Raw genomic sequence first — 19,414 nt, 5'->3', positions numbered from 1 at the left:
ACGGCGTCCGTGCACGCGGGATACATTGAGGTGTAATCGCGTTCTGGCAGATGGAGCGGGTTACCAGGAAATAAAGCGGGTCGCGCGCTCTGACTTAAGTCGTTGTATCGCAGTGTTTTGAAATATCGACGATATTCTTCGCTGGATGACCGATAAAATATGTCTGAGGAGGAAGAGACGATGCGCCCAGTTTCCAACCTCGTGACCGGCAAGTCATTTGACCCGGCCCTAAGGGGATACATCATCCATTATCATGTCGGGGAAGCCAATCACTGCCCCAGCTGTGGCCGAAGCCAATGGATGGTAGGCCGCCTGATGGCCGAATGCGCCTATTGCGAAACCGCACTCCCGCTGGAAAACAACCGCGGCGTGGGTGCTTGCGCACGTTTCGTGCAGACTCACACGACCGTTCCGCCGGGCGATCCCCTGACCGCCTGAACCGTGATCGCTGCCAACGGACTAATTCAAATGGCAGCGACGCCCTCCACCTCCACGGTTTCATCGCCTGCATAATAGCCCTGCACGCGAACGCGCTTTTCCACATGGTCTACAGGAACGCGCAGCAGAATCAGGCGGAAAGTCCCGCCCAGATCGCGCTGGAGCAGGAAACCGGCTTCGTCTCGCGTCAATCTACCGGTTTCGTCAACTCCAGCGCCAATCTCGATCATGGACTCAATCTATGGCGTTCTTGATCCCTTTTCCAGCAAGCAAGCCGAGGACCAGGAAGATCACAAACAGCGCGATCGCCAGGAAGAAGAGAATCTTTGCAATGCCGACAAAGGTGCCAGCCGCGCCGCCAAAGCCGAGGATGGCCAGCACCGCAGCGATCACCAGCGAAATGATGGCAAGACGGATCATGATGTAATCCTTCGCTATAAATAGATATTGTCTGAACCGATGACGGCGCTCGCCGGTTCCATAGCCCTTAGGACTGCGATCTGTTCCCCTCGCTCCAGAAACGTGCGGTCAGAACCAGAAACGAACGCCCATCACGAAACTGGCGACAGATGCGTTATCCCCACTGGCCCTTGCCATGCGAGCCGTTCCGCCCAGCCTGCGCTCCCAATTCACGCCTGCATAAGGCGCAAACTCGCGGGCGATTTCATAGCGCAGCCGCAGCCCCAATTCGACGTCCGACAATCCCGATCCTATGCCAAGCTCCGGAACATCCTGGGCGGCGAAGTTCAGTTCCGCCGCCGGTTGCAAGATCAGCCGCTGCGTGATGCGCTGGTCATAGCTTGCCTCCAGCCGCAAATGCCCGTCGCCCTTGTTTGACAGGAACGCCTGAGCGCTCACTTCAAACCAGTAGGGGGCAAGTCCATCAATCCCGGCGACCACATAAGTGCGGTCGGGATCGGGACCGAAGTCCTGCCTCACGCCCGCCTCCAGATTGAACCAAGGATCAATCGCCCGGCTGTAGAGCGCCTGCACCTCCGCATGCTCAAGTCTGCCGCTCGCCTTGCCCTCGCCTTCCGATTTGAAAGCCAGGCGGTTGATGTCGCCGCCGATCCAACCCTCGCCTTCCCAATGATAGGTGTCGCCACCCTTGCCAGCGCGATATTCCAACCGATCCAACATCAGTTTGGAAAAACGCATCCCGCCGCTTTCCTCGAGCATGGCCGCACGGGCGCGCGCCATTTCGTCCGTGCTGTAGAAGGCATCGGCGGCATGGTCGATGGGCGGTGCTGGCAGCGTTCCTTGAGGAATGTCCTGGTGGGCAGCAGGCTCGGCTTTGCTCGCGTCAGCATCGGTAGATGAATGCGACGAATGATCCTCCTGCGTCGCCTGCTCCATGGTGTCATGGTGCATGTGGCTGTGATCCATCTGCTGAGCCTGAGCGGAGAGCGTGGGAGAAAGCAGCAGCAGCGCCGCGACGGCGAGCCTCATGCTGCGTCCTCCTCGTGACGCACAGTCACGACGCGCATCATACCCGAATGCATGTGCATCAGCATATGACAGTGAAATGCCCAGTCCCCCAAGGCATCGGCGGTCAGGTCTAAACTGACCTTGCCGCCGGGAAGAACGTTCACCGTATGCTTGAGCGGGTTATGCTCGTCCGCCCCCGTCACGAGTTCGAAGAAATGTCCGTGCAGATGGATGGGATGGGGCATCATCGTGTCGTTGATAAGGTTCACGCGCACCCGCTCCATGTGGCGGAACGGGATGGGCTCGGCGCCGTCGGATAGCTTCACCCCGTCGAACGACCACATATAGCGTTCCATGTTCGCGGTGAGATGGATGTCGAGCGTTCGCGATGGCGTCCGCCGGTCCTTGTGCGGATGCAGTGATTTGAGGTCAGCATAGGTCAACACGCGATGCGGAACATTTTCCAGCCCCGTCGGCCGATCAGCCGTTCGATCCACAGGCATGGGAGAAAGCGTGGCGACGCCCGGCCCCATGCTGACCTGCGGCGCGACGGACTTGTCCCGCATCTTCATGGAATGTCCAGACATGCCTTCATTGGCAGGCTGACTGAGGTCGATGACGCCGCCGTGCCCCATGTCCATCCCGGACATGTCCATGCCCATATCCTTCATGCCCAATAGAGGACGCTCACGTAGCGTTGGCACCTCCGCAGCCATACCCATGCGCGGCGCCAGTGTAGCGCGGACCAGGCCAGACCGGTCGATCGCTTCCGCAATCAAGCCATAGGGCTTAGGCTCGGCGGGCTGAACGACGACATCATAGGTTTCCGCGATGCCGATCTGGAACTCGTCCGTTCCGACCGGCTGTACATGCTGGCCGTCGCATTGCACCACCGTCATCGCCAGCCCCGGCAGCCGGACATTGAAGTTGGTCATGGCCGAAGCATTGATGATCCGCAGGCGCACCCGCTCACCCGGCGTGAAAAGGCCGGTCCAGTTTTCCGCTGTGCCGTGCCCATTGACGAGGAAGCTGTATGTCGATCCGGTCACGTCCGATATATCGGTCGGGTCCATCCGCATCGCGCCCCATTGCAGGCGCTCTTTTGCGGTCTGATCCTTATCCGCCAGCAACCCGGCCAGCGTCTGCTTCTGCATGTTGAAATAGCCGCCCATCTGCTTCAATCGCTTCAGCAGCATATGGGGGTGGACCGGGCTCCAGTCAGACAGGACGATCACATGCTCGCGATCCGCCTCCACCGGGTCGGCGTCGGCGGGATCGATGACGATCGGGCCGTAATGGCCGACCGCTTCCTGCATGCCCGAATGGCTGTGATACCAGTAGGTGCCTGATTGCCGCACCGGAAATTCGTAGGTGAAAGTCTCGCCCGGCCGGATGCCGGGGAAGCTGACGCCCGGCACGCCGTCCATCTGGAAAGGCACGATCAGCCCATGCCAGTGGATCGACGTATCTTCCTTCAGCCTGTTACTGACCGACAGCCGGACATTCTGCCCTTCCCTCAAGCGAATGAGTGGCGCAGGCAGCGTGCCATTCACCATGACCGCATGCGCCGAGCGTCCGCCCGTGGAAAAATGCCCTTCGCCGATGGTCAGCGCGATATCTTCGCCGCTCAATACCCCTGATTGAGGCGTCAGTCCCGGAGTGCCGCTTCGCGCCCAGGCAGGGAATAGCGGGCTCAGCGCCAGAACGCCGCCCAATCCCCGGATCACACCACGACGGTCAAGGCCGCTCATGATCCCAGCCCCCTTTCCCGAAAGATATGCTGCACTTCCAAAGCTCATGCAAAAATTTATGCCCATCCTTGCGAGGTCAGGGAAGCCGCCCATATCCCATGACCGAAGAATTACCGGAGTTCAGCACCATGCGCCCTACCCTGTTCGCCGCCGCCCTTATGTTGGCCGCCATGCCCTCCCTGGCAAGCGCACAGCCGAAATTGCTGTCCTCCACCCCTGCGGCCAATGCTACCGTCAGCAAGCCCGCAAAGCTCAGCCTGACCTTCTCCGAAAAGCTGATTCCGACCTCGAGCGGCGTCGATCTGGTCATGACAGGGATGCCGGGGATGGCCAGCCATGCGCCGATGCCAATCAAGGGCTTCAAGACATCGGTCGAAGGCGATGGCAGGACCTTGACGGTCACCCTCCCCCGCGCTTTGCCCGTGGGCAGCTATGACCTCAACTGGCATGCGGCTGGCGCCGACCAACACAAGATTTCGGGGAAATACAGCTTTACGGTCAAATAGTCCGCTCTGCCGCCTGCAATCTAGACCCAGCCTTCCAACACCTGATTGGGCGGGCGGTGTCCGTCGGCCCAGCTGCGGATGTTGGCGATGACGCGGGCGCCGGTGGCATCCCGTCCCTCGAAAGTCGCCGATCCCATGTGCGGCAGCAGCACCACGTTGGACAATGCGAGCAGGCGCGGGTCAACGGCTGGCTCATGCGCATAGACGTCCAGCCCGGCTCCGGCGATCCGGCCTTCCGCCAGCGCCGCGATCAGCGCAGGCTCGTCGGTGATTTCCGCGCGGGAGGTGTTGATGAGATAGGCGTCCGCCCGCATCATCGCGATGCGCCGCGCGTCGATCAACGCTCTGCTGTCGGCGTTGAGGGGACAGTTGATCGACACGATGTCGCATTCGCTCAGCAGCGTATCGACATCGGCATGCCATGTGGCATGCAACTCCTGCTCGACCTCAAAGGGCAGGCGATGACGATTGTGATAGCTGATCGACAGACCGAAGGCCGCCGCCCGCCTCGCGACCGCCCGGCCAATCCGGCCCATGCCGATAATGCCCAGCTTCTTGCCGCCGATGCGATGGCCCAGCATGCCGGATGGGCTCCAGCCGGACCAGGTCCCCGATCGCACCAGCTTCTCACCCTCGGCGAGCCTCCGGGGTACGGACAGGATCAACGCCATCGTCATGTCGGCGGTGTCTTCAGTCAGCACGCCGGGCGTATTGGTGACGATGATGCCCTTCCGCCGCGCCGCGCTGAGGTCGATATGATCGACACCGCTGCCGAAGCTGGCGATCAGTTGGAGGCGTTCGGGCGCAAGGTCGATGAGCGCCGCGTCGATCTGATCCGTCACAGAGGGCACCAGCACGTCGCATTGCGCCATCGCCCGGGTCAACGCCGTGCGGTCCATGGGTACATCGCCCACATTGAAAACCGTATCGAACAGTTCGGCCATCCGTGCCTCGACATTGGGAGGCAGGCGGCGCGTCACGACGACGCGCGGCTTGGCGGGACGCGGTTTCTTGGCCATGATCAGCCGCTATTCCTGGCGATGGCGGTGGTCAAGCGCTTATGGCACAGGCCCAAGACAATGGTTGTCGGGCGCATCGGCCCGACGCTATAACCGGCTGTCACTTCAAGGGGAAAAGATCGGGGATGAAGAGGTATCTGCCTCAAGCGGGGATCGTCGCCGCGGCGCTGTGGTTTGCCAGCGGCACATCGGCGGCGCCATCCAAACCCGTCCCCTACTGGGCCTCGCTCAGCCAGGACGAAGCGCGCATGCGCGTCGGCCCCAGCCTCGACTATCCTTCAAGCTGGGTCTATCGCCGCCGCGACTTGCCGGTGAAGGTGGTGCAGGTCCTGGGTTTGTGGCGCAAGATTGAGGATCCAGGCGGCACGCAGGGCTGGATGCACGTCCGGCTGCTCAGCGACACGCCGACCGCGATCGTCACAGCATCGGTCGCGCCCATGCGGGATTCCGCGCGCGATGGAGCACGCACCGTTTTCCGCGCGGAGAAGGGCGTGGTGGGTCGGCTGTCGTCCTGCAACGACGGCTGGTGCGGTTTCGACGTCGGCGGTCAGCGCGGCTTCATTCGCGCCACCGACATTTGGGGCGCGACCTCCTGACGGTTCAGGCCGGTTCGTCGCTTGCACGATCGACTATGGCGAAGCTATCCCGCTGCGCCTCAGCCTCTGCGCCCTCTTCGCCGCCCAGTTTATCGGCATGCATCAACCGCTTCACCAGCGGCGCGATGACCATCACGAAGACGCCGATACCGATCGACCACCAGCCGATCTCGCCATAGACGCTCAGCACGCCGTCCCTCGATGCCGCGCCCTCCGTGCCGCCGGTGGCCGCCGCGATCATCCCGGCGACATATTCGCCAAGCGCCATCGCCAGGAACCATATCCCCATCATCAGGCCGATCATCCGCGACGGGGCCAGCTTCGACATAGCCGACAGACCAACCGGAGACAGACACAATTCTCCCAGCGTGTGGCAAAGATAGAGAAGGAAGATGAACAGGATCGGCGTCAGCGTTCCGGGCATGCCAGCGCCCGCCACCAATATCAGAAACCCCGCTCCGACCAATATGAGCGCCAGACCGAACTTGGCAGGCGTCGATGGCTCCCGCCCTTTCTTCGCCAGAGCGATCCACAAGGCGGCCATGACAGGTCCGAAGATCAGGATATAGGCGGCATTGACCGACTGGAACATCGAAGCAGGCACTTCAAAGCCAAGGATGTTCCTGTCCGTATAGCGATGGGTGAAGAGACTGAGCGACGAACCCGTCTGCTCATACAGGCCCCAGAAGAGCGGGTTGATCACCAACAGGAATAGCGCCGCCAGCATGCGATCTCGCCCGATCCGCTCCATCCGGCCAAACGCTTCCCACAATATGTAGATCACCATCAGCACGCTCGCACCCGCCAGCATCCACCCGACCACCGCATGTTGCTGGATCAGCAGCCAGCACAGCAGAATGGACAGGATGCTGGACAGATAGACCAGCCATTCGCGGCTGATGATGCCGCCAACTCGCTCCGCCAGCCGCGCCGGATCGGGCGGTTCCCCCCTGCCCTGCAACAGCGGTTTGCACAGCATAAAGCCGATGACGCCCGCGATCATTCCGACAGATGCCGCGCCAAAGCCCCAATGCCAGCCCCAACGCTGTCCCAGATAGCCGCAGATCACCGGCCCGATCGTGGCGCCGACATTGATACCCATGTAGAAAATCGTATAGGCCGGATCGCGCCGCATATCGTCGCGCGGGTATAGCTGACCCACCATTGCCGACACGCTGGCCTTCAGAAATCCGGTGCCGACGATGACCGTCGCAAGGCCCAGCCAGAAGAGGCCAAGCCCCATGCTGTTCGCCGATCCGTCCGCTTCCATGCCCAGGATGATGTGCCCGGCGGCGATGACGATGCCGCCGAACAGCACCGCCTTGCGCTGCCCCAGATAACGGTCGGCGAGATAGCCACCCATCAGGGGCGAGATATAGATTAGCGACATATAGGCGCCGTAAGAATGGGCGGCGTCACGATCCGAAAACAGGAAATGCTGCGTCAGGTAGAAGATCAGCAGCGCGCGCATGCCGTAGAAGGAAAAGCGCTCCCACATTTCGACGAAGAACAGCAGGAACAGCCCGCGCGGATGGCCAAGCCATGTCCTGCCCGAAGCGGGCGTCATAGGTGATGCGGTCGCCATCCGTTTCCCGTCCGGGCTGAGGTGATACGAAGCCTAGATCGGAAATCCCGCCCCTGTCAAAACAGGCCGCCCTTGCGCCCTGCGTGGAGCCGCGCCATTTGGAGCGCCATGTTCAACGACGCTACCACTCCGCTCTCGCTCCTGCGCACACGCCGCTCCGGTAAGCCGCGCGACCTTATCGCGCCTGGCCCTGATGCCGGACAGTTGCGCGAGATATTGGAGATCGCGCTGCGCACGCCCGATCATGGCAAGCTGGCGCCCTGGCGGTTCGTGATCGTCCCGGATGACAAACGCGAAAGCCTCGCGACCCTGTTGGAGGATGCCTACCGCCGCGAGAAGCCGGACGCGGGGCGTCTGGAACTGGAAGCGATGCGCCAGTTCGCCCTTCAGGCGCCCACCCTCGTCGTTGCGCTTTCCGATCCTGTCGCCGGGAGCAAAATTCCGGTCTGGGAACAGCAATTGTCCGCAGGCGCGGCGATCATGAACCTGCTGCACGCCAGCCACGCCCTGGGCTTTGCGGCGGGGTGGCTGACGGGCTGGCCAGCCTATAATGAGGATGTGCGCAAGGCCTTCGCCCAGGGGGAGGAGCGACTTGCCGGCTTCATATTCATCGGCACGCCGGGACGGCCGCAGGAAGAACGGCCTCGGCCAGAATATGACAAAATAGTTTCCATTTGGGACAGATAGATAGGCGATTGCGGTAGCGGACACGGCTCATCGCATTGCCTGCATCGCTGTATTATGGCACTGATGCACTCATGGCCGATGAGTCAAAACCCGTTTATCTGCGGCTTCGCGACATCATTACTGCATCGATACTCGACGGCAGCTACCGCGATGGCGACATCCTCCCTTCCGTGCGTGCGCTCGCCGCTCAAGAAGGCGCCAATCCGCTGACGGTCGCAAAGGCCTATCAATGTTTTCAGGATGACGGCCTGATAGTGGTCAGGCGCGGGGTCGGCATGTTCGTGGCCGAAGGCGCCGCGCGCCGCCTGCGCGAAGCGGAACGGCGGCGGTTTCTGGACGAATTATGGCCGCCCGTCGCCGATCAGATCAAGCGGCTGGGCATTTCGGCGGAGGACCTCGGGCTCGAACTAGCCTGATGACTCAACCCTGTATCTGATATTGTTTGAGCAAGTCGTACAGCGTCGGACGACTGATCCCCAACATCTTCGCCGCGCCTGAGATATTGCCGTCCGTCCGCGCAATCGCCCGCCTGATGACGCGCCTGTCGGCCATCTCCCGCGCGGCCTTCAGATTCACAAAGTCGCTGCCCTCCGTCCGGTCGCCATCCAGATCCAGATCGGCGGCCGTGACATGCTTGCCATCGGCCATGATCACCGCGCGCTTCATACGATTTTCCAGCTCGCGCACATTGCCCGGCCACGTCCAGGCATCAAGGGCAGCAAGAGCGTCGGGGGCCAGCCCTTTAACCTGCGGATTCATCTCCTTCGCGAAGCGGTTGAGGAAATGACGAGCCAGCAAGGCGGGGTCTCCGGGCCGATCCTTCAAGGGTGGTATTCGCACGACGATCTCGGCGAGGCGATAATATAGGTCCTCGCGGAAATCGCCCGCGCGGATCATCTCCTCCAGATCCTGATGCGTTGCGCACAGGATGCGCGTGTCCACCATGACCGTCTCCGGCCCGCTGGCGACCACCCGATCCTGCAGGAAACGCAGCAGCTTCATCTGCAAAGCCAGCGGCAATTCGCCGACTTCGTCCAGAAACAACGTGCCGCCCTGCGCGCGTTCGATCTTGCCCGGCGCACCGTCCTGCCCGAACAGTTCGGCTTCCAGCAACACCTCCGGGATCGCGGCGCAGTTCACGGCGACAAAAGCGTTATTCCGGCGTGGGCTCGCATCATGCAGCCCCTGCGCCAGCAATTCCTTCCCCGTTCCGCTCGCGCCGGTCAGCAGTACCGAAACCTGTGCCCCGGCAACCCGCTCGATGGTGCGGGCGACCTTCAGCATTTCCGGCGCCGCCGTGATCAACCGCCCCAGCACACGCGCTTCCTCTGGCGCGACCTCGGCAAGCCGGGCATTTTCCCTCTCCAGCGCGTGAACGTGGAAGGCCCGGCGGACGATCAGCCCCAGCTCGTCAATATCGACCGGCTTCTGGTAAAAATCATAGGCACCACCGGAAATGGCGTTGAGGGCACTTTCGCGCGCGCCATGGCCCGAGGCGACGATGATCTTGGTATCCGGCTTGATCTGGAGCATTTCGCCAAGCGTCGCGAAACCCTCACTGGTGCCGTCCGGATCAGGCGGCAGGCCAAGGTCCAGCGTAACAACGTCGGGAGCCTCTGCCCGCAACATCTCGATCGCTTCCTCCCGGTCGCCCGCGATGAACAGCTGATAATCCTCATAGGCCCAACGCAATTGCCGTTGCAGGCCGGGGTCATCCTCCACGATCAACAATTTGGGTCGCGTGTCGCTCATCAGGCGGCCATCCCCTCTGTACCATGCAACGGCGCGACCGGCAGCCGCAGCGTGAAGCGGCTTCCCTGCCCCGGCTTGCTTTCCACCTCGATGCTTCCGTCCATTCCCTGCGCCAGCGCCCGTGCTTCGAAAGCGCCGATGCCAAAGCCCCCGGCCTTGCTGGAGGAGAAGGGTTTGAACAGATCACGGCGCACATATTCGGCGGTCATGCCGCAGCCCTGGTCGATCACTTCAATCGTCGAGCAGCGGCCATCCCCTCCCAGCCGGATTTCGACCGGCTCGCCCGCCGCGCTCGCGTCGATCGCATTCTGCAACAGATGAACGATGATCTGCTCAACCCTCGCCGGATCAGCCAAGGCCAGCGGAGCGCCGCCTGTCAGGCGAACCTCATGCTGGCGCGATCGGCTCCGGGCGACCTTCTCCGCGATTTCTTGTAGGGATACCGGCTGGCGCTCGGCACTGCGCGCCTTGTTATGCTGGGACAGGCGCGCCAGCAGGTCGTTCATCTTGCCCACCGATTCCTTGAGCGTCAGCACCATGTCCGCGCGGAATTCGGGATTATCGGCATGCCGCTCCGCATTTCGGGCGAGCAAGGACAACTGGCTGACCAGATTCTTGACGTCATGGATGATGAAGGCAAAGCGGCGGTTGAACTCGTCGAAACGCTGGGCATCGTCCAACGCTTGCTGCCCCTGCGCCTCGCTCAGATAGCTCGCCGCCTGACGGCCCGCCGTGCGCAGCATGTCGAGATCTTCCCAGTCCAGCCGCCGGTCCATCGCAGGCCGCGCCAGCAGGATGGCACCGATCAGCTTGCCGAAATGGATCAGCGGGACCAACGCCCAAGCGCGCGCGTCCGCCCGCATCCATCCGGGCGCTTCACGGCCCTCACGGCGCGCAAGATCCTGGTCGATATCGATGATCCAGCCACTCCGCTCAACCAGCAGCGCGAAAGGCGCAGGCACGGTCGCATCATGAGCGAGCTCACCATCCCAGTTCCAATGGGTTTCCAGCGCGAGGGAGCCGTCCTCGGCGCGCAGCATCAATATGGCGGCGGGCGAATCGGTGATGTCGGCCACTGCCTTCGCCACCCGTTCGCCCAGCGGCGGCGCGTCGTTGCCCGGTCTGCCGATCGTCTCGCCAAAACGCATCCATTCGGTGCGATAGTCATAGCGATGCTGGAAGAAATGCTTGGCGACCTGGACCTTCCAAAGCGCTCGTATCCGGGGCGAAGGCAGCAGTATCAGCGCACTGACAGCCATGAAGAATACACAGCCGATCTGGATGATCCGGGCATAGGGGCCAGCAAGCAACTCGATCGCCAGCGCAGCCGCCGCGATGAGGATCATGTAGAGCGTCATCGAAACAAGCGACAGCGCACGGAAGGTCAGCAATCGTGACAGTTGAACCTGCGCCGCCATGTCCCGCCGCATGCCCACCGCAATCACGGGAGCGAGCAGCGCCATCAGCGGGCCGCGAAGCGCGTACAGCGCATGCGCCCGCTCGATCGCGAAATAGCCGATCACATAAAGATTGAAGTCATAGGTCCACATCGCCGCCAGCGCGCCGAGCAGCAACGCCACCCGGCCCCGCTGCTGCGGAGGCGAACTGATATAGAGATGGTGGACCAGCATCAGCCCGCCGACCGCCGTCATCATGTGCAGGCTGAGTGACACCTGTACCAATGTGTGATGCAGGTCGCTGGCGCTGGGCAGTTGCCGCCAGATGAGGTCGGTGAAGGTCTGGAGCAGGATCAGCCCCGCCACAGCGGCATAGACCGACCCGATCGCCACCATCGATCCCGCCCGCGCCGCCGCATCCCGGCGCAGCATCATGAACAGCAACAGCAGCCATGCGGCGTTGCGGATATTCTCACCAATTCCCGTCAGCGGTTTGTCTACGCCGCCGAAGGATACATAGAGCGACCAGCAGGATGTCAGCAGCAGGGCGACCGCCAGCATCCGCTGATCCGCCGCCTGCTCCCGGCGGCGCAGGCCGAATATCCCGACCGCCGCGAACAGCACGGCAGCGAGCGCGTGGCCCCAATCTCCGACAAATTGCAGCAGCCCTCCCATCGCCGCGCCTCAGCGCGCCCCTTCCGGCCACAGGATGACGCGCAGGGTCTGGATCAGGATCAGCAGGTCGAGGAAGGGCGTATAATTTTTGGCGTAGTAGAGATCATATTCCAGCTTGTTCCTGCTGTCCTCGATCGACGCGCCATAGGGATAGTTGATCTGCGCCCAGCCGGTGATGCCCGGCTTCACCATGTGGCGCTCAGCATAATAACGCAGATGCTGCTCCAGATCCTCGACGAACTGGCGCCGCTCCGGGCGAGGGCCAACGAAGCTCATCTCGCCCTTCAGCACCGTCCATGTCTGCGGCAGTTCATCAATGCGCAGCTTACGGAGCCAGTAGCCGAGCCGGGTGATCCGGGGATCGTCCTTTTCCGCCCAAACCGCCTGCCCGCTGACTTCCGCATCCTGCCGCATGGTGCGCAGCTTCACGATCCAGAATTCCTCGCCGAACAGGCCGACGCGCTGCTGCCGGTAGAAAGCAGGGCCTTTACTATCGAGCTTCACCAGGATCGCCGCGATCAGGATGATAGGGCCAGTCAGCAGCAGAAGGATGGAACTGGCGATGACGTCGAAAAGCCGCTTGGCGATGCTGGACAAGCGGCGGCCTGCGGAGAAACCATCCGAAAAAATCAGCCAGCTAGGATTCACGCTGTCGAGATCGACCCGGCCCGTCTCTCGTTCGAGGAAGGTCGATATCTCGTTCACATGGACGCCCGTCGTCTTGATACGCAGGAGATCGGACAAAGGGAGCGCGTTGCGTCGCTCCTCCAGCGCCAGCACGACCTCGCTGGCGGCCAGCCGCACCACGAAATCCGCCAGATTGTAGATGGCGCTGCGGTTGATCGCTTCGGGGATCACCTGCTCCCCATCGTTCATCGCAATATAGCCGACGATCAGGAATCCCGCCCCCTTTCGCTGCTCCAGTTCGCGGATGCGGTTGGCGCGATTGCCCGCGCCCAGCACGACCAGCCGACGCTTGAACGCTTCACCACCGAGCATCGACCCCAGCAGCAGCCGCACCGCCAGCAGCAGAGCGATAGCAAGCGCCATGGCATAAAGAGAATTGGACCGCCAAAGCGTCAGGTCGGGCAGCACGAAATGCATGACCGACAGGAATATGACACCCAGCGAGATCGCCACGAGCAGGCGCGCAAAGGCAAAACGGATCGATTGGAGCGCTTCGGTGCCATAGACGCCCACCGCGATCATGGCAGTCTGGATCGACAGCGCGAAGCTGATCAACGGCGCGGCGCGCGTCGTGATCTGATCGACATCCATGCCGATTTGCTGAGCCCTCAATATCCATCCGGCCTCGGCCGCGCCCAGCAGCAGGACAAGATCAAGCAGCCCCAGTAGCAGCACGGCATGCGGCACATAATGTTTGAAAAGCCTGATCATCAGTCGCGCGCATTCCCGGCGCTGCCGTTGGCAAAGGCAGCCTTGTTGGCATCGGAATCGCTTACAATGACTGTAAGGAAATCCGACAATGCGCTGACTGTGGAGGAAATTCCCAAAGATTTTCTGAAGATGGCCTGCGCCGCCGCCTGTTCCGTTACCAGCGCGTCTGCCCGCAGGTCAGTTCCGGCTGTTCAGCCGCTCCGCCTCATTTTGAGCAGCATCGCCGACGACATGCGCGGCGCTATCGGGTGAATCGGCCGCTTCGATCAGCGTGTCCCCCACTCGATTTTCGCGTTCCTTTGTCAGGTAGAAGAAGCCGATAGCCAGGATCAGGGCAATCGCAACGATCGCGAAAATCACGGTGCTACCGCGAGACCGCTTCGCCTCGATCATCTGGTCCGACTTCTCCCGGTCCAGAGGAGGGTCGCCTCTCCTTCCACCCTCAACCATAGTCCTTCTCCCATGCCCCTTCCCATCCGGGAAGGTTGGCAGGAACCGGCCTTATACGTCATCGGCATCCAGGTCGGGACTCTGCCTCATCTCACGCCCCCGACTGAGGCGATCGACGTCGTCCATGATCTCGTCCAGCACGGCTGTGTCTCTGGTTTCCTGTGTCCGCCGCGAGGGCAGATCGCCGCTTTCGAGAATCTGTTCCAGCGCGGCGCGTCCACGCGCCACCCGGCTCTTGATCGTTCCAACCGCGACGCCGCAGATTTCGGCGGCCTCTTCATAGGCAAAACCGCCCGCGCCGACGAGGATGAGCGCCTCGCGCTGCGGCTGGGGCAATTGCAACAGGGCACGCTGCATGTCGGAAAGCTCGACATGCTTGTCCTGACCAGCAGGCGCCGCCAAGATGCGATCAGCCGTCAGGTCATCCCAATCGCCACGAAAGCGCGAGCGCCGCATCTGCGACAGATAATGGTTGCGCAAAATGATGAACGTCCAAGCGCGCATGTTGGTGCCCGCCTGGAAACGGACACGCGCCGCCCATGCCTTCAGAAGCGTTTCCTGAACGAGGTCATCGGCGACATCGCGATTACCCGAAAGGGACCGGCCAAACGCGCGCAAGTGCGGGATCACCGCAGCCAGTTCACGTTTGAAATCCGAATCCGAGAGCGACTGCCGCTCTTCTTCCTGGTGCTCCGCCTCCTGGCCAAGCCCTTCGCTCATGGGAACAACCCTCTTACTGGCTGTCGCCCTCGCCTCATGAACCGAAGCCGTCAAAGCCATATGTGCGTCCGCATCCTATACCCATTGTTCCACGGAACCAATGTTGTTTACCCGTAATAGCTCCACAGCACGATCAGCATGCCAATAATTACCAGAGGCAGCGAAATGCCGAGAATGTAACGGACTATGTGTGGCGTCGATCCTGACCTGGCGTCTTCGGCAGCAACATGCTTTTCCTCTTCCGCCATAATTCACCTCCCGATCGTTACGCATGAATAACGCGGGGGAATGAGCCGGGTTCCGCCACTCATTCAGTCTTTTATGGCATGTCGGCTTTGCCCAATCATGCCGGGGCAGTGGCCTCGTCAAAGAAAAGGGCCTGCGAAATGGCCGCTTTGACCGTCGAACGCTGGAACGGCTTGGTGATGAGGAATGTCGGTTCGGGCCGTTCACCCGTCAGCAGACGCTCCGGGAAAGCGGTGATGAAAATAACCGGCACGGAGAATTCTGCCAGGATGTCTTTCACCGCATCGATGCCGCTGGAATCGTCCGCCAGCTGAATGTCCGCCAGCACCAGCCCCGGCCGCTCCGCCAGCGCTTCACGCACCGCGTCTTCACGGGTCACGGCGATTGCGGTCACTTCATGACCAAGGTCGCGGACGATCGTTTCGATGTCCATGGCGATGATCGGCTCGTCCTCGATGATCAGGACTTTGGCGCGAGTCTGCGCCTCGATCTCGCCAAGCGCTTCTTCCACCAGGGCTTCGACATCGGCCGGGTCCAGACCGATCAGATAGCCGACGTCATCGACCGTGAAACCTTCCAGCGCCGTCAGCAGCAGCGCCTGTCGGGGGAGCGGTGTCAACCGCGCGAGGCGTGCCTGCGCGACCGCTTCCTGCCCGTCATTGCCCGTCAGGACCGGACCGTCCTCCAGATGGGATGACGACCAGATCGCGTGGAAAGTCCGGTAAAGCCCAAGCCGCGGATCGACATCGGCCGGAAACTCTTCGGGCGCCGCGACGATCGCTTCCAGCGTCGCACGCACATAAGCGTCACCATGACCCTGGCTGCCCGTCAGGGCGCGGGCATAGCGGCGCAAGAAAGGAAGATGGGGGTGCAGTTGCTGTCCAAGCGACATCTGTAAATCTTCTCCCAGCCCATAGGGCGCATTGCTACTAAACACTCGCTGCGCGAAAGGATGGATTGCTGATGCCGATGTGGCAAGCCCCCGCCCCTCTCGGTCGCCTTTCACAAGGCCACAAAAAATGCTTCGAAGTGCGGAACCAACGACGAAAAGATTTGTTTCACTGCCGTTCGGTTTTTTAACTGAAATCCGGATTTTGATGTAAAGGTCCGCTGGCGGTCAATTGACGTCGTGCGGGAAAGCCGCAAAAGAAATGTCGATTGACATGTTAGCGTTGCAGAGGGGCGTATTTTGGTTGCTTCAACGACGGAACGGGATGTGAAGGGAGGGGACAAGAAAGATGTCGGCGCCAACACCCCGGATTCGGGCGTGACTGGCAGCGCCCCCCGAAAACGGCGGTCCTCCCCGGCCAAGGGTGACGGACAAGTCGCCAACGCGCTGCGCTCCGTTTATCAGCGTGCGGTGGATGAAGACATTCCCTCCGAAATGCTCGACCTACTGCGGAAGCTGGACTAAGCGTCGGTTCAAGGATCGACGTCATTGAGGCGTCCCGGACGAGGGCAGACTGGTGCTTTTCGAAAATGGAATATGCGCGGGCCGACCCGTTGCTTGGGCGGTGCGCGCTTGCGTGCGGCAGACCTTTCCTGTCGACACACTCCTGATTATCGCATGAACGGGACGGCCAGTCCCAGCCAGTTGATTGCTCATGCGTAACCTGAACAGCCTGATCCAGTCCACCGGCGTCAAGATGTTCCTCATCCTGACGCTCGCCCTGCTGCCGCTGGGCCTTATCGCCCTTGTCGCGTCCTTGCAGGCCATCCGGACGTCCGACCTGGAAAAGGAAGCGCTGCTTCGCGTGTCCGTGACGCAGAGCGCACGGAAGTTGACCGAAGATCTGGCTTCGGATCGAACGGCGTTGATGCTTACCGCCAACGCGCTGTCCACCGGCAGCGAGGGGCCGGAAATGTGCAAGCGGCTGTCGGTCTTCCTGACGTCCCACGACCGGGAAGGCGGCCGATATTATATCTACGATCGAAAGGGTCGCCGCATCTGCGGATCGTCCCAGCCGGAACCGCACGGCCTGACCACGGCGGCACGTTTTCACACGGCCCCGGCGCTCCTGCTGCCAGCATCGGGCTATCTCGTCAGCCGCGTGGTCAGCGACAACCGGCAGGTGGCGGCAATCGCCTATTATTCGCGCTCCTATCTGGAAACGATCGCCAGTCCGACGACGGCGCTCCAGAACCGGCAGTTAAGCTTGCAGCAGGGCGATCAGCTTCTGGTGGTCAGTCGTCCAACAGGCAATCTGCGGGGCAAAAGCACCAGCCTGTCCGCGCGGCTTGATCCGCCGGACATTCTGCTCACCATGACCTTGCGCGATCCGCCGGTCACGCTTGCACGCATGCTTTCGCTGTTCCTGCCGCTGGTGATGTGGTTCGCGGCGGCGGCGATCGGCTGGTTCGTGGTCAACCGATTGCTGATCCAGCCGCTAGTCGCGCTGCGCCGCGCCGTAGCCGCCTATCATCCCGGCGAAGTGCTGGAGCCCATGCGCCGCATACGCACCCCAGCGCAGGAAATAGTGGCGCTGGGCGAAACCTTCCGCGAAATCAGCGAGGATGTCGCAACGCATGAGGCCGAGATGGCCGAGGGGCTGGAAACCCAGCGTAAATTGACGCGAGAGGTGCATCATCGCGTCAAGAACAACCTCCAGATCATCGCCAGCCTGATCAGCCTGCATGCGCGCGCCGCGCACGAGCCCGAAGCCGTGGAGGCCTATGCCTCCATTCAGCGCCGCGTCGATGCATTATCGGTCGTGCATCGCAATCATTACGCCGAATTGGAGGAGCATCGCGGCGTTGGCGTGCGTTCACTGGTCAGCGAATTGTCCGCCAGCCTGCGCGGCACCGCTCCGGCAGAAGCGCGGCGGTTCGGCATCCAGATCGATAGCGACAATCTGCACATCAGTCAGGACGTTGCCGTTCCCATCGCCTTCCTGCTGACAGAACTGGTGGAACTGGCGATGCTGTCCGATCCCAAGACAGGCATGCGCATAACGGTGCAGCTCGAACCCGGACGGGAAGACCGCGCGATCCTTCACGTCAGTTCCCCGGCATTGCGCGCTTCCGATACGATGGGCGAAAGGATCGAGGAACGTTATGGCCGGGTGCTGACGGGCCTTTCCCGCCAGCTGCGCGCTCCGCTGGATCATGATCCCGTCGCTGGCGACTATGCCATCGCCATCACCGTCATTCCCTGATCATCAGACCCGCTGATAGTCGCGCCGGAAATCCGCCGCGAAAGCAGCGAACCGGCCTTGTGCGATATTGTCGCGGATCGCCTGCATCAATGACTGGTAAAAGTGGATGTTATGCTGGGTCATCAGCATCGCGCCCAGCATTTCTCCGGCCTTTACCAGATGATGCAGATAGGCGCGGCTCCATGTTGCGCAAACCGGGCAGGTGCAGCGCGGATCGAGCGGCGAAAGATCCTCGGCAAAGCGGGCGTTGCGAATATTGAGCGGGCCTGCCCAGGTAAAAGCCTGTCCGTTGCGCCCACTGCGCGTCGGCAGGACGCAATCGAACATGTCGATGCCGCGTTCGACGGCACCAACAATGTCGTCGGGTTTCCCCACCCCCATCAGGTAGCGGGGCTTGTCCTGCGGCAGCATATCGGGCGCATAGTCGAGGCAGCCGAACATCGCCTCCTGCCCCTCCCCGACCGCCAGGCCGCCGACAGCATAGCCGTCAAAGCCGATCTCGATCAGCTTCTGCGCCGAAATACGCCGGAGATTTTCGTCAAGCGACCCCTGCTGGATGCCGAACAGCGCCGCGCGCTCGGCATGTTCGCCGCCCGCGTCAAAGCCCTCGCGCGACCGCTTGGCCCAGCGCATCGACCGCTCCATGCTGTTCGCGGCTTCGTCGTGAGTGCAGCCATTTTTCGTGCATTCGTCGAACGCCATGACGATGTCGCTGTCGAGCAGGCGCTGAATCTCCATCGAGCGTTCGGGCGTCAGCATATGACGGGACCCGTCGATATGGCTGGCGAAGGCCACCCCCTCCTCACTCATCTTCGTGAGCGCGGACAGGCTCATCACCTGATAACCACCGCTGTCCGTCAGGATCGGCCGGTCCCATCCCATGAAGCCATGCAGCCCGCCCAGCCTTGCCACACGCTCGGCGCCGGGACGCAGCATCAGATGATAGGTATTGCCCAGGATGATGTCGGCGCCAGTCGCGCGGACCTCGGCGGGTCGCATGGCCTTTACGGTCGCGGCGGTGCCGACCGGCATGAAGGCGGGGGTTCTGATCTCCCCACGGCGCATCTGGATCGTGCCCGTGCGGGCCTTGCCGTCCGTTGCGGCGATAGCGAAGGAAAAGCGGGATTGAGTCACGCTGCGCGCTCTAGAACATCGCGCGAAGAAGTGGGAACCGCTTTTTGAAAATTATGCGGGATCAACCAGCCTTGCGCAGGCCATCGAACGCCACGATCGCATCGATGTCGAAACCCTCCACACGGCGGTAATTGCCGATGAAGCACAGGCAATCAGCCGCCAGGTTAAGGGTCCAACTCACCCCCTCTTCATCATGAAGCAGGAGCGTCACAATCTGTGGATCGGTGCGATGTCTGTCCATGCACCATTTCATAATTAATAAAGGTTAACAAAGCCCTGAGACGATCTTCATCTGCAAATGGGTTAACGGCATTTGTTGCATTAATGCAACGTTAACCATAATGATCGCGGCATTTCTGCTACTTAGAGGCAACAGTCGGCGATAAAAAGGGTTAATGAAGCACTCTTCGGGTTCGCGGTGGTTGCATAGGTCTGACAATATTGTTTTCCTCAGCATATATCGAAATGCGGGGGCAC

At 61.6% G+C, this 19,414-nt stretch carries 22 protein-coding genes; 7 read left to right on the top strand and 15 right to left on the bottom strand.

All coding sequences use genetic code 11. The features are described from left to right. Positions 1 to 159 precede the first annotated feature (159 nt). Positions 160 to 438 carry a hypothetical protein gene (locus ACZ51H_RS03225; RefSeq protein ID WP_230463325.1) on the top strand — a complete coding sequence of 93 codons (279 nt, stop codon included), beginning with the start codon at positions 160 to 162 and terminating at the stop codon, positions 436 to 438. Positions 439 to 464: 26 nt separating this feature from the next. On the opposite strand, the gene ACZ51H_RS03220 is transcribed toward ACZ51H_RS03225, so the two are convergent. From ACZ51H_RS03220 to ACZ51H_RS03205, 4 genes are all read right to left on the bottom strand, one after another. After that, entirely contained in the window at positions 465 to 668 is a 204-nt protein-coding gene (locus ACZ51H_RS03220; RefSeq protein ID WP_464772161.1) for a DUF5818 domain-containing protein, read from the bottom strand. A 4-nt stretch (positions 669 to 672) separates the two neighbouring features. Next, positions 673 to 858, bottom strand: coding sequence for a DUF1328 domain-containing protein (locus ACZ51H_RS03215; RefSeq protein WP_062120434.1), 186 nt, complete (start codon positions 856 to 858; stop codon positions 673 to 675). A 108-nt stretch (positions 859 to 966) separates the two neighbouring features. Beyond that, on the bottom strand, positions 967 to 1,887 hold the full coding sequence (locus ACZ51H_RS03210) for a copper resistance protein B (protein WP_464802420.1): 921 nt from the start codon (positions 1,885 to 1,887) through the stop codon (positions 967 to 969). Further along, positions 1,884 to 3,617: a copper resistance system multicopper oxidase gene (locus ACZ51H_RS03205; protein ID WP_464802419.1), complete on the bottom strand. Its 1,734-nt coding sequence runs from the start codon at positions 3,615 to 3,617 to the stop codon at positions 1,884 to 1,886. Before ACZ51H_RS03205 ends, ACZ51H_RS03210 begins: the two co-directional genes overlap by 4 nt. A gap of 98 nt (positions 3,618 to 3,715) precedes the next feature. Between ACZ51H_RS03205 and copC the strand changes: the two genes are divergently transcribed. Next, on the top strand, positions 3,716 to 4,123 hold the full coding sequence (copC, locus tag ACZ51H_RS03200) for a copper homeostasis periplasmic binding protein CopC (protein ID WP_464802418.1): 408 nt from the start codon (positions 3,716 to 3,718) through the stop codon (positions 4,121 to 4,123). A gap of 20 nt (positions 4,124 to 4,143) precedes the next feature. Here copC and ACZ51H_RS03195 read toward each other — a convergent pair whose 3' ends face one another. After that, positions 4,144 to 5,142, bottom strand: coding sequence for a 2-hydroxyacid dehydrogenase (locus ACZ51H_RS03195; protein WP_464802417.1), 999 nt, complete (start codon positions 5,140 to 5,142; stop codon positions 4,144 to 4,146). Between the two features lie 125 nt (positions 5,143 to 5,267). Between ACZ51H_RS03195 and ACZ51H_RS03190 the strand changes: the two genes are divergently transcribed. Further along, on the top strand, positions 5,268 to 5,738 hold the full coding sequence (locus tag ACZ51H_RS03190; protein ID WP_449471876.1) for an SH3 domain-containing protein: 471 nt from the start codon (positions 5,268 to 5,270) through the stop codon (positions 5,736 to 5,738). Between the two features lie 4 nt (positions 5,739 to 5,742). Here ACZ51H_RS03190 and ACZ51H_RS03185 read toward each other — a convergent pair whose 3' ends face one another. Further along, entirely contained in the window at positions 5,743 to 7,323 is a 1,581-nt protein-coding gene (locus ACZ51H_RS03185) for a peptide MFS transporter (RefSeq protein ID WP_464802416.1), read from the bottom strand. Positions 7,324 to 7,431: 108 nt separating this feature from the next. Here ACZ51H_RS03185 and ACZ51H_RS03180 point away from each other — a divergent pair, with 108 nt between their 5' ends. Together ACZ51H_RS03180 and ACZ51H_RS03175 are read left to right on the top strand one after the other, a co-directional pair. Then, on the top strand, positions 7,432 to 8,010 hold the full coding sequence (locus tag ACZ51H_RS03180) for a nitroreductase family protein (protein ID WP_464802415.1): 579 nt from the start codon (positions 7,432 to 7,434) through the stop codon (positions 8,008 to 8,010). 71 nt (positions 8,011 to 8,081) lie between these two features. Continuing rightward, positions 8,082 to 8,426: a GntR family transcriptional regulator gene (locus ACZ51H_RS03175; RefSeq protein WP_449471873.1), complete on the top strand. Its 345-nt coding sequence runs from the start codon at positions 8,082 to 8,084 to the stop codon at positions 8,424 to 8,426. Between the two features lie 4 nt (positions 8,427 to 8,430). Here the strand turns inward: ACZ51H_RS03175 and prsR are convergent, their stop codons facing one another. The 7 genes from prsR to ACZ51H_RS03140 form a co-directional block, all read right to left on the bottom strand. Beyond that, entirely contained in the window at positions 8,431 to 9,762 is a 1,332-nt protein-coding gene (gene prsR, locus ACZ51H_RS03170; protein ID WP_464802414.1) for a PEP-CTERM-box response regulator transcription factor, read from the bottom strand. After that, the gene (gene prsK, locus ACZ51H_RS03165; RefSeq protein WP_464802413.1) at positions 9,762 to 11,834 is read right to left on the bottom strand and encodes an XrtA/PEP-CTERM system histidine kinase PrsK; all 2,073 of its coding nucleotides are present in this window, start codon (positions 11,832 to 11,834) and stop codon (positions 9,762 to 9,764) included. The genes prsR and prsK overlap by 1 nt, the downstream gene beginning before the upstream one ends. Before the next feature lie 9 nt (positions 11,835 to 11,843). After that, positions 11,844 to 13,232, bottom strand: coding sequence for a TIGR03013 family XrtA/PEP-CTERM system glycosyltransferase (locus tag ACZ51H_RS03160; RefSeq protein ID WP_464802412.1), 1,389 nt, complete (start codon positions 13,230 to 13,232; stop codon positions 11,844 to 11,846). Positions 13,233 to 13,409: 177 nt separating this feature from the next. Next, a complete protein-coding gene (locus ACZ51H_RS03155) occupies positions 13,410 to 13,682 on the bottom strand; it encodes a hypothetical protein (RefSeq protein WP_464802411.1) in 273 nt (90 codons plus the stop codon). A 51-nt stretch (positions 13,683 to 13,733) separates the two neighbouring features. Next, entirely contained in the window at positions 13,734 to 14,402 is a 669-nt protein-coding gene (locus ACZ51H_RS03150; protein WP_449471865.1) for a sigma-70 family RNA polymerase sigma factor, read from the bottom strand. 107 nt (positions 14,403 to 14,509) lie between these two features. Next, complete coding sequence (locus ACZ51H_RS03145; RefSeq protein ID WP_196226406.1) at positions 14,510 to 14,650, bottom strand: hypothetical protein; 141 nt, start codon at positions 14,648 to 14,650, stop codon at positions 14,510 to 14,512. A 95-nt stretch (positions 14,651 to 14,745) separates the two neighbouring features. After that, a complete protein-coding gene (locus ACZ51H_RS03140; RefSeq protein ID WP_449471864.1) occupies positions 14,746 to 15,540 on the bottom strand; it encodes a response regulator in 795 nt (264 codons plus the stop codon). A 297-nt stretch (positions 15,541 to 15,837) separates the two neighbouring features. Here ACZ51H_RS03140 and ACZ51H_RS03135 point away from each other — a divergent pair, with 297 nt between their 5' ends. Both ACZ51H_RS03135 and ACZ51H_RS03130 read left to right on the top strand, forming a co-directional pair. Beyond that, a complete protein-coding gene (locus tag ACZ51H_RS03135; RefSeq protein ID WP_449471862.1) occupies positions 15,838 to 16,062 on the top strand; it encodes a NepR family anti-sigma factor in 225 nt (74 codons plus the stop codon). A gap of 190 nt (positions 16,063 to 16,252) precedes the next feature. Further along, positions 16,253 to 17,803: a sensor histidine kinase gene (locus ACZ51H_RS03130; RefSeq protein ID WP_464802410.1), complete on the top strand. Its 1,551-nt coding sequence runs from the start codon at positions 16,253 to 16,255 to the stop codon at positions 17,801 to 17,803. 3 nt (positions 17,804 to 17,806) lie between these two features. Here ACZ51H_RS03130 and tgt read toward each other — a convergent pair whose 3' ends face one another. Both tgt and ACZ51H_RS03120 read right to left on the bottom strand, forming a co-directional pair. Next, a complete protein-coding gene (tgt, locus tag ACZ51H_RS03125; RefSeq protein ID WP_464802409.1) occupies positions 17,807 to 18,937 on the bottom strand; it encodes a tRNA guanosine(34) transglycosylase Tgt in 1,131 nt (376 codons plus the stop codon). A gap of 61 nt (positions 18,938 to 18,998) precedes the next feature. Then, positions 18,999 to 19,178, bottom strand: coding sequence for a hypothetical protein (locus ACZ51H_RS03120; protein ID WP_464802408.1), 180 nt, complete (start codon positions 19,176 to 19,178; stop codon positions 18,999 to 19,001). Positions 19,179 to 19,414 lie beyond the last annotated feature (236 nt).

Source organism: Sphingobium sp. TomMM15 (genome assembly GCF_055397045.1).
This window is presented reverse-complemented; position numbering and strand designations above follow the sequence as displayed.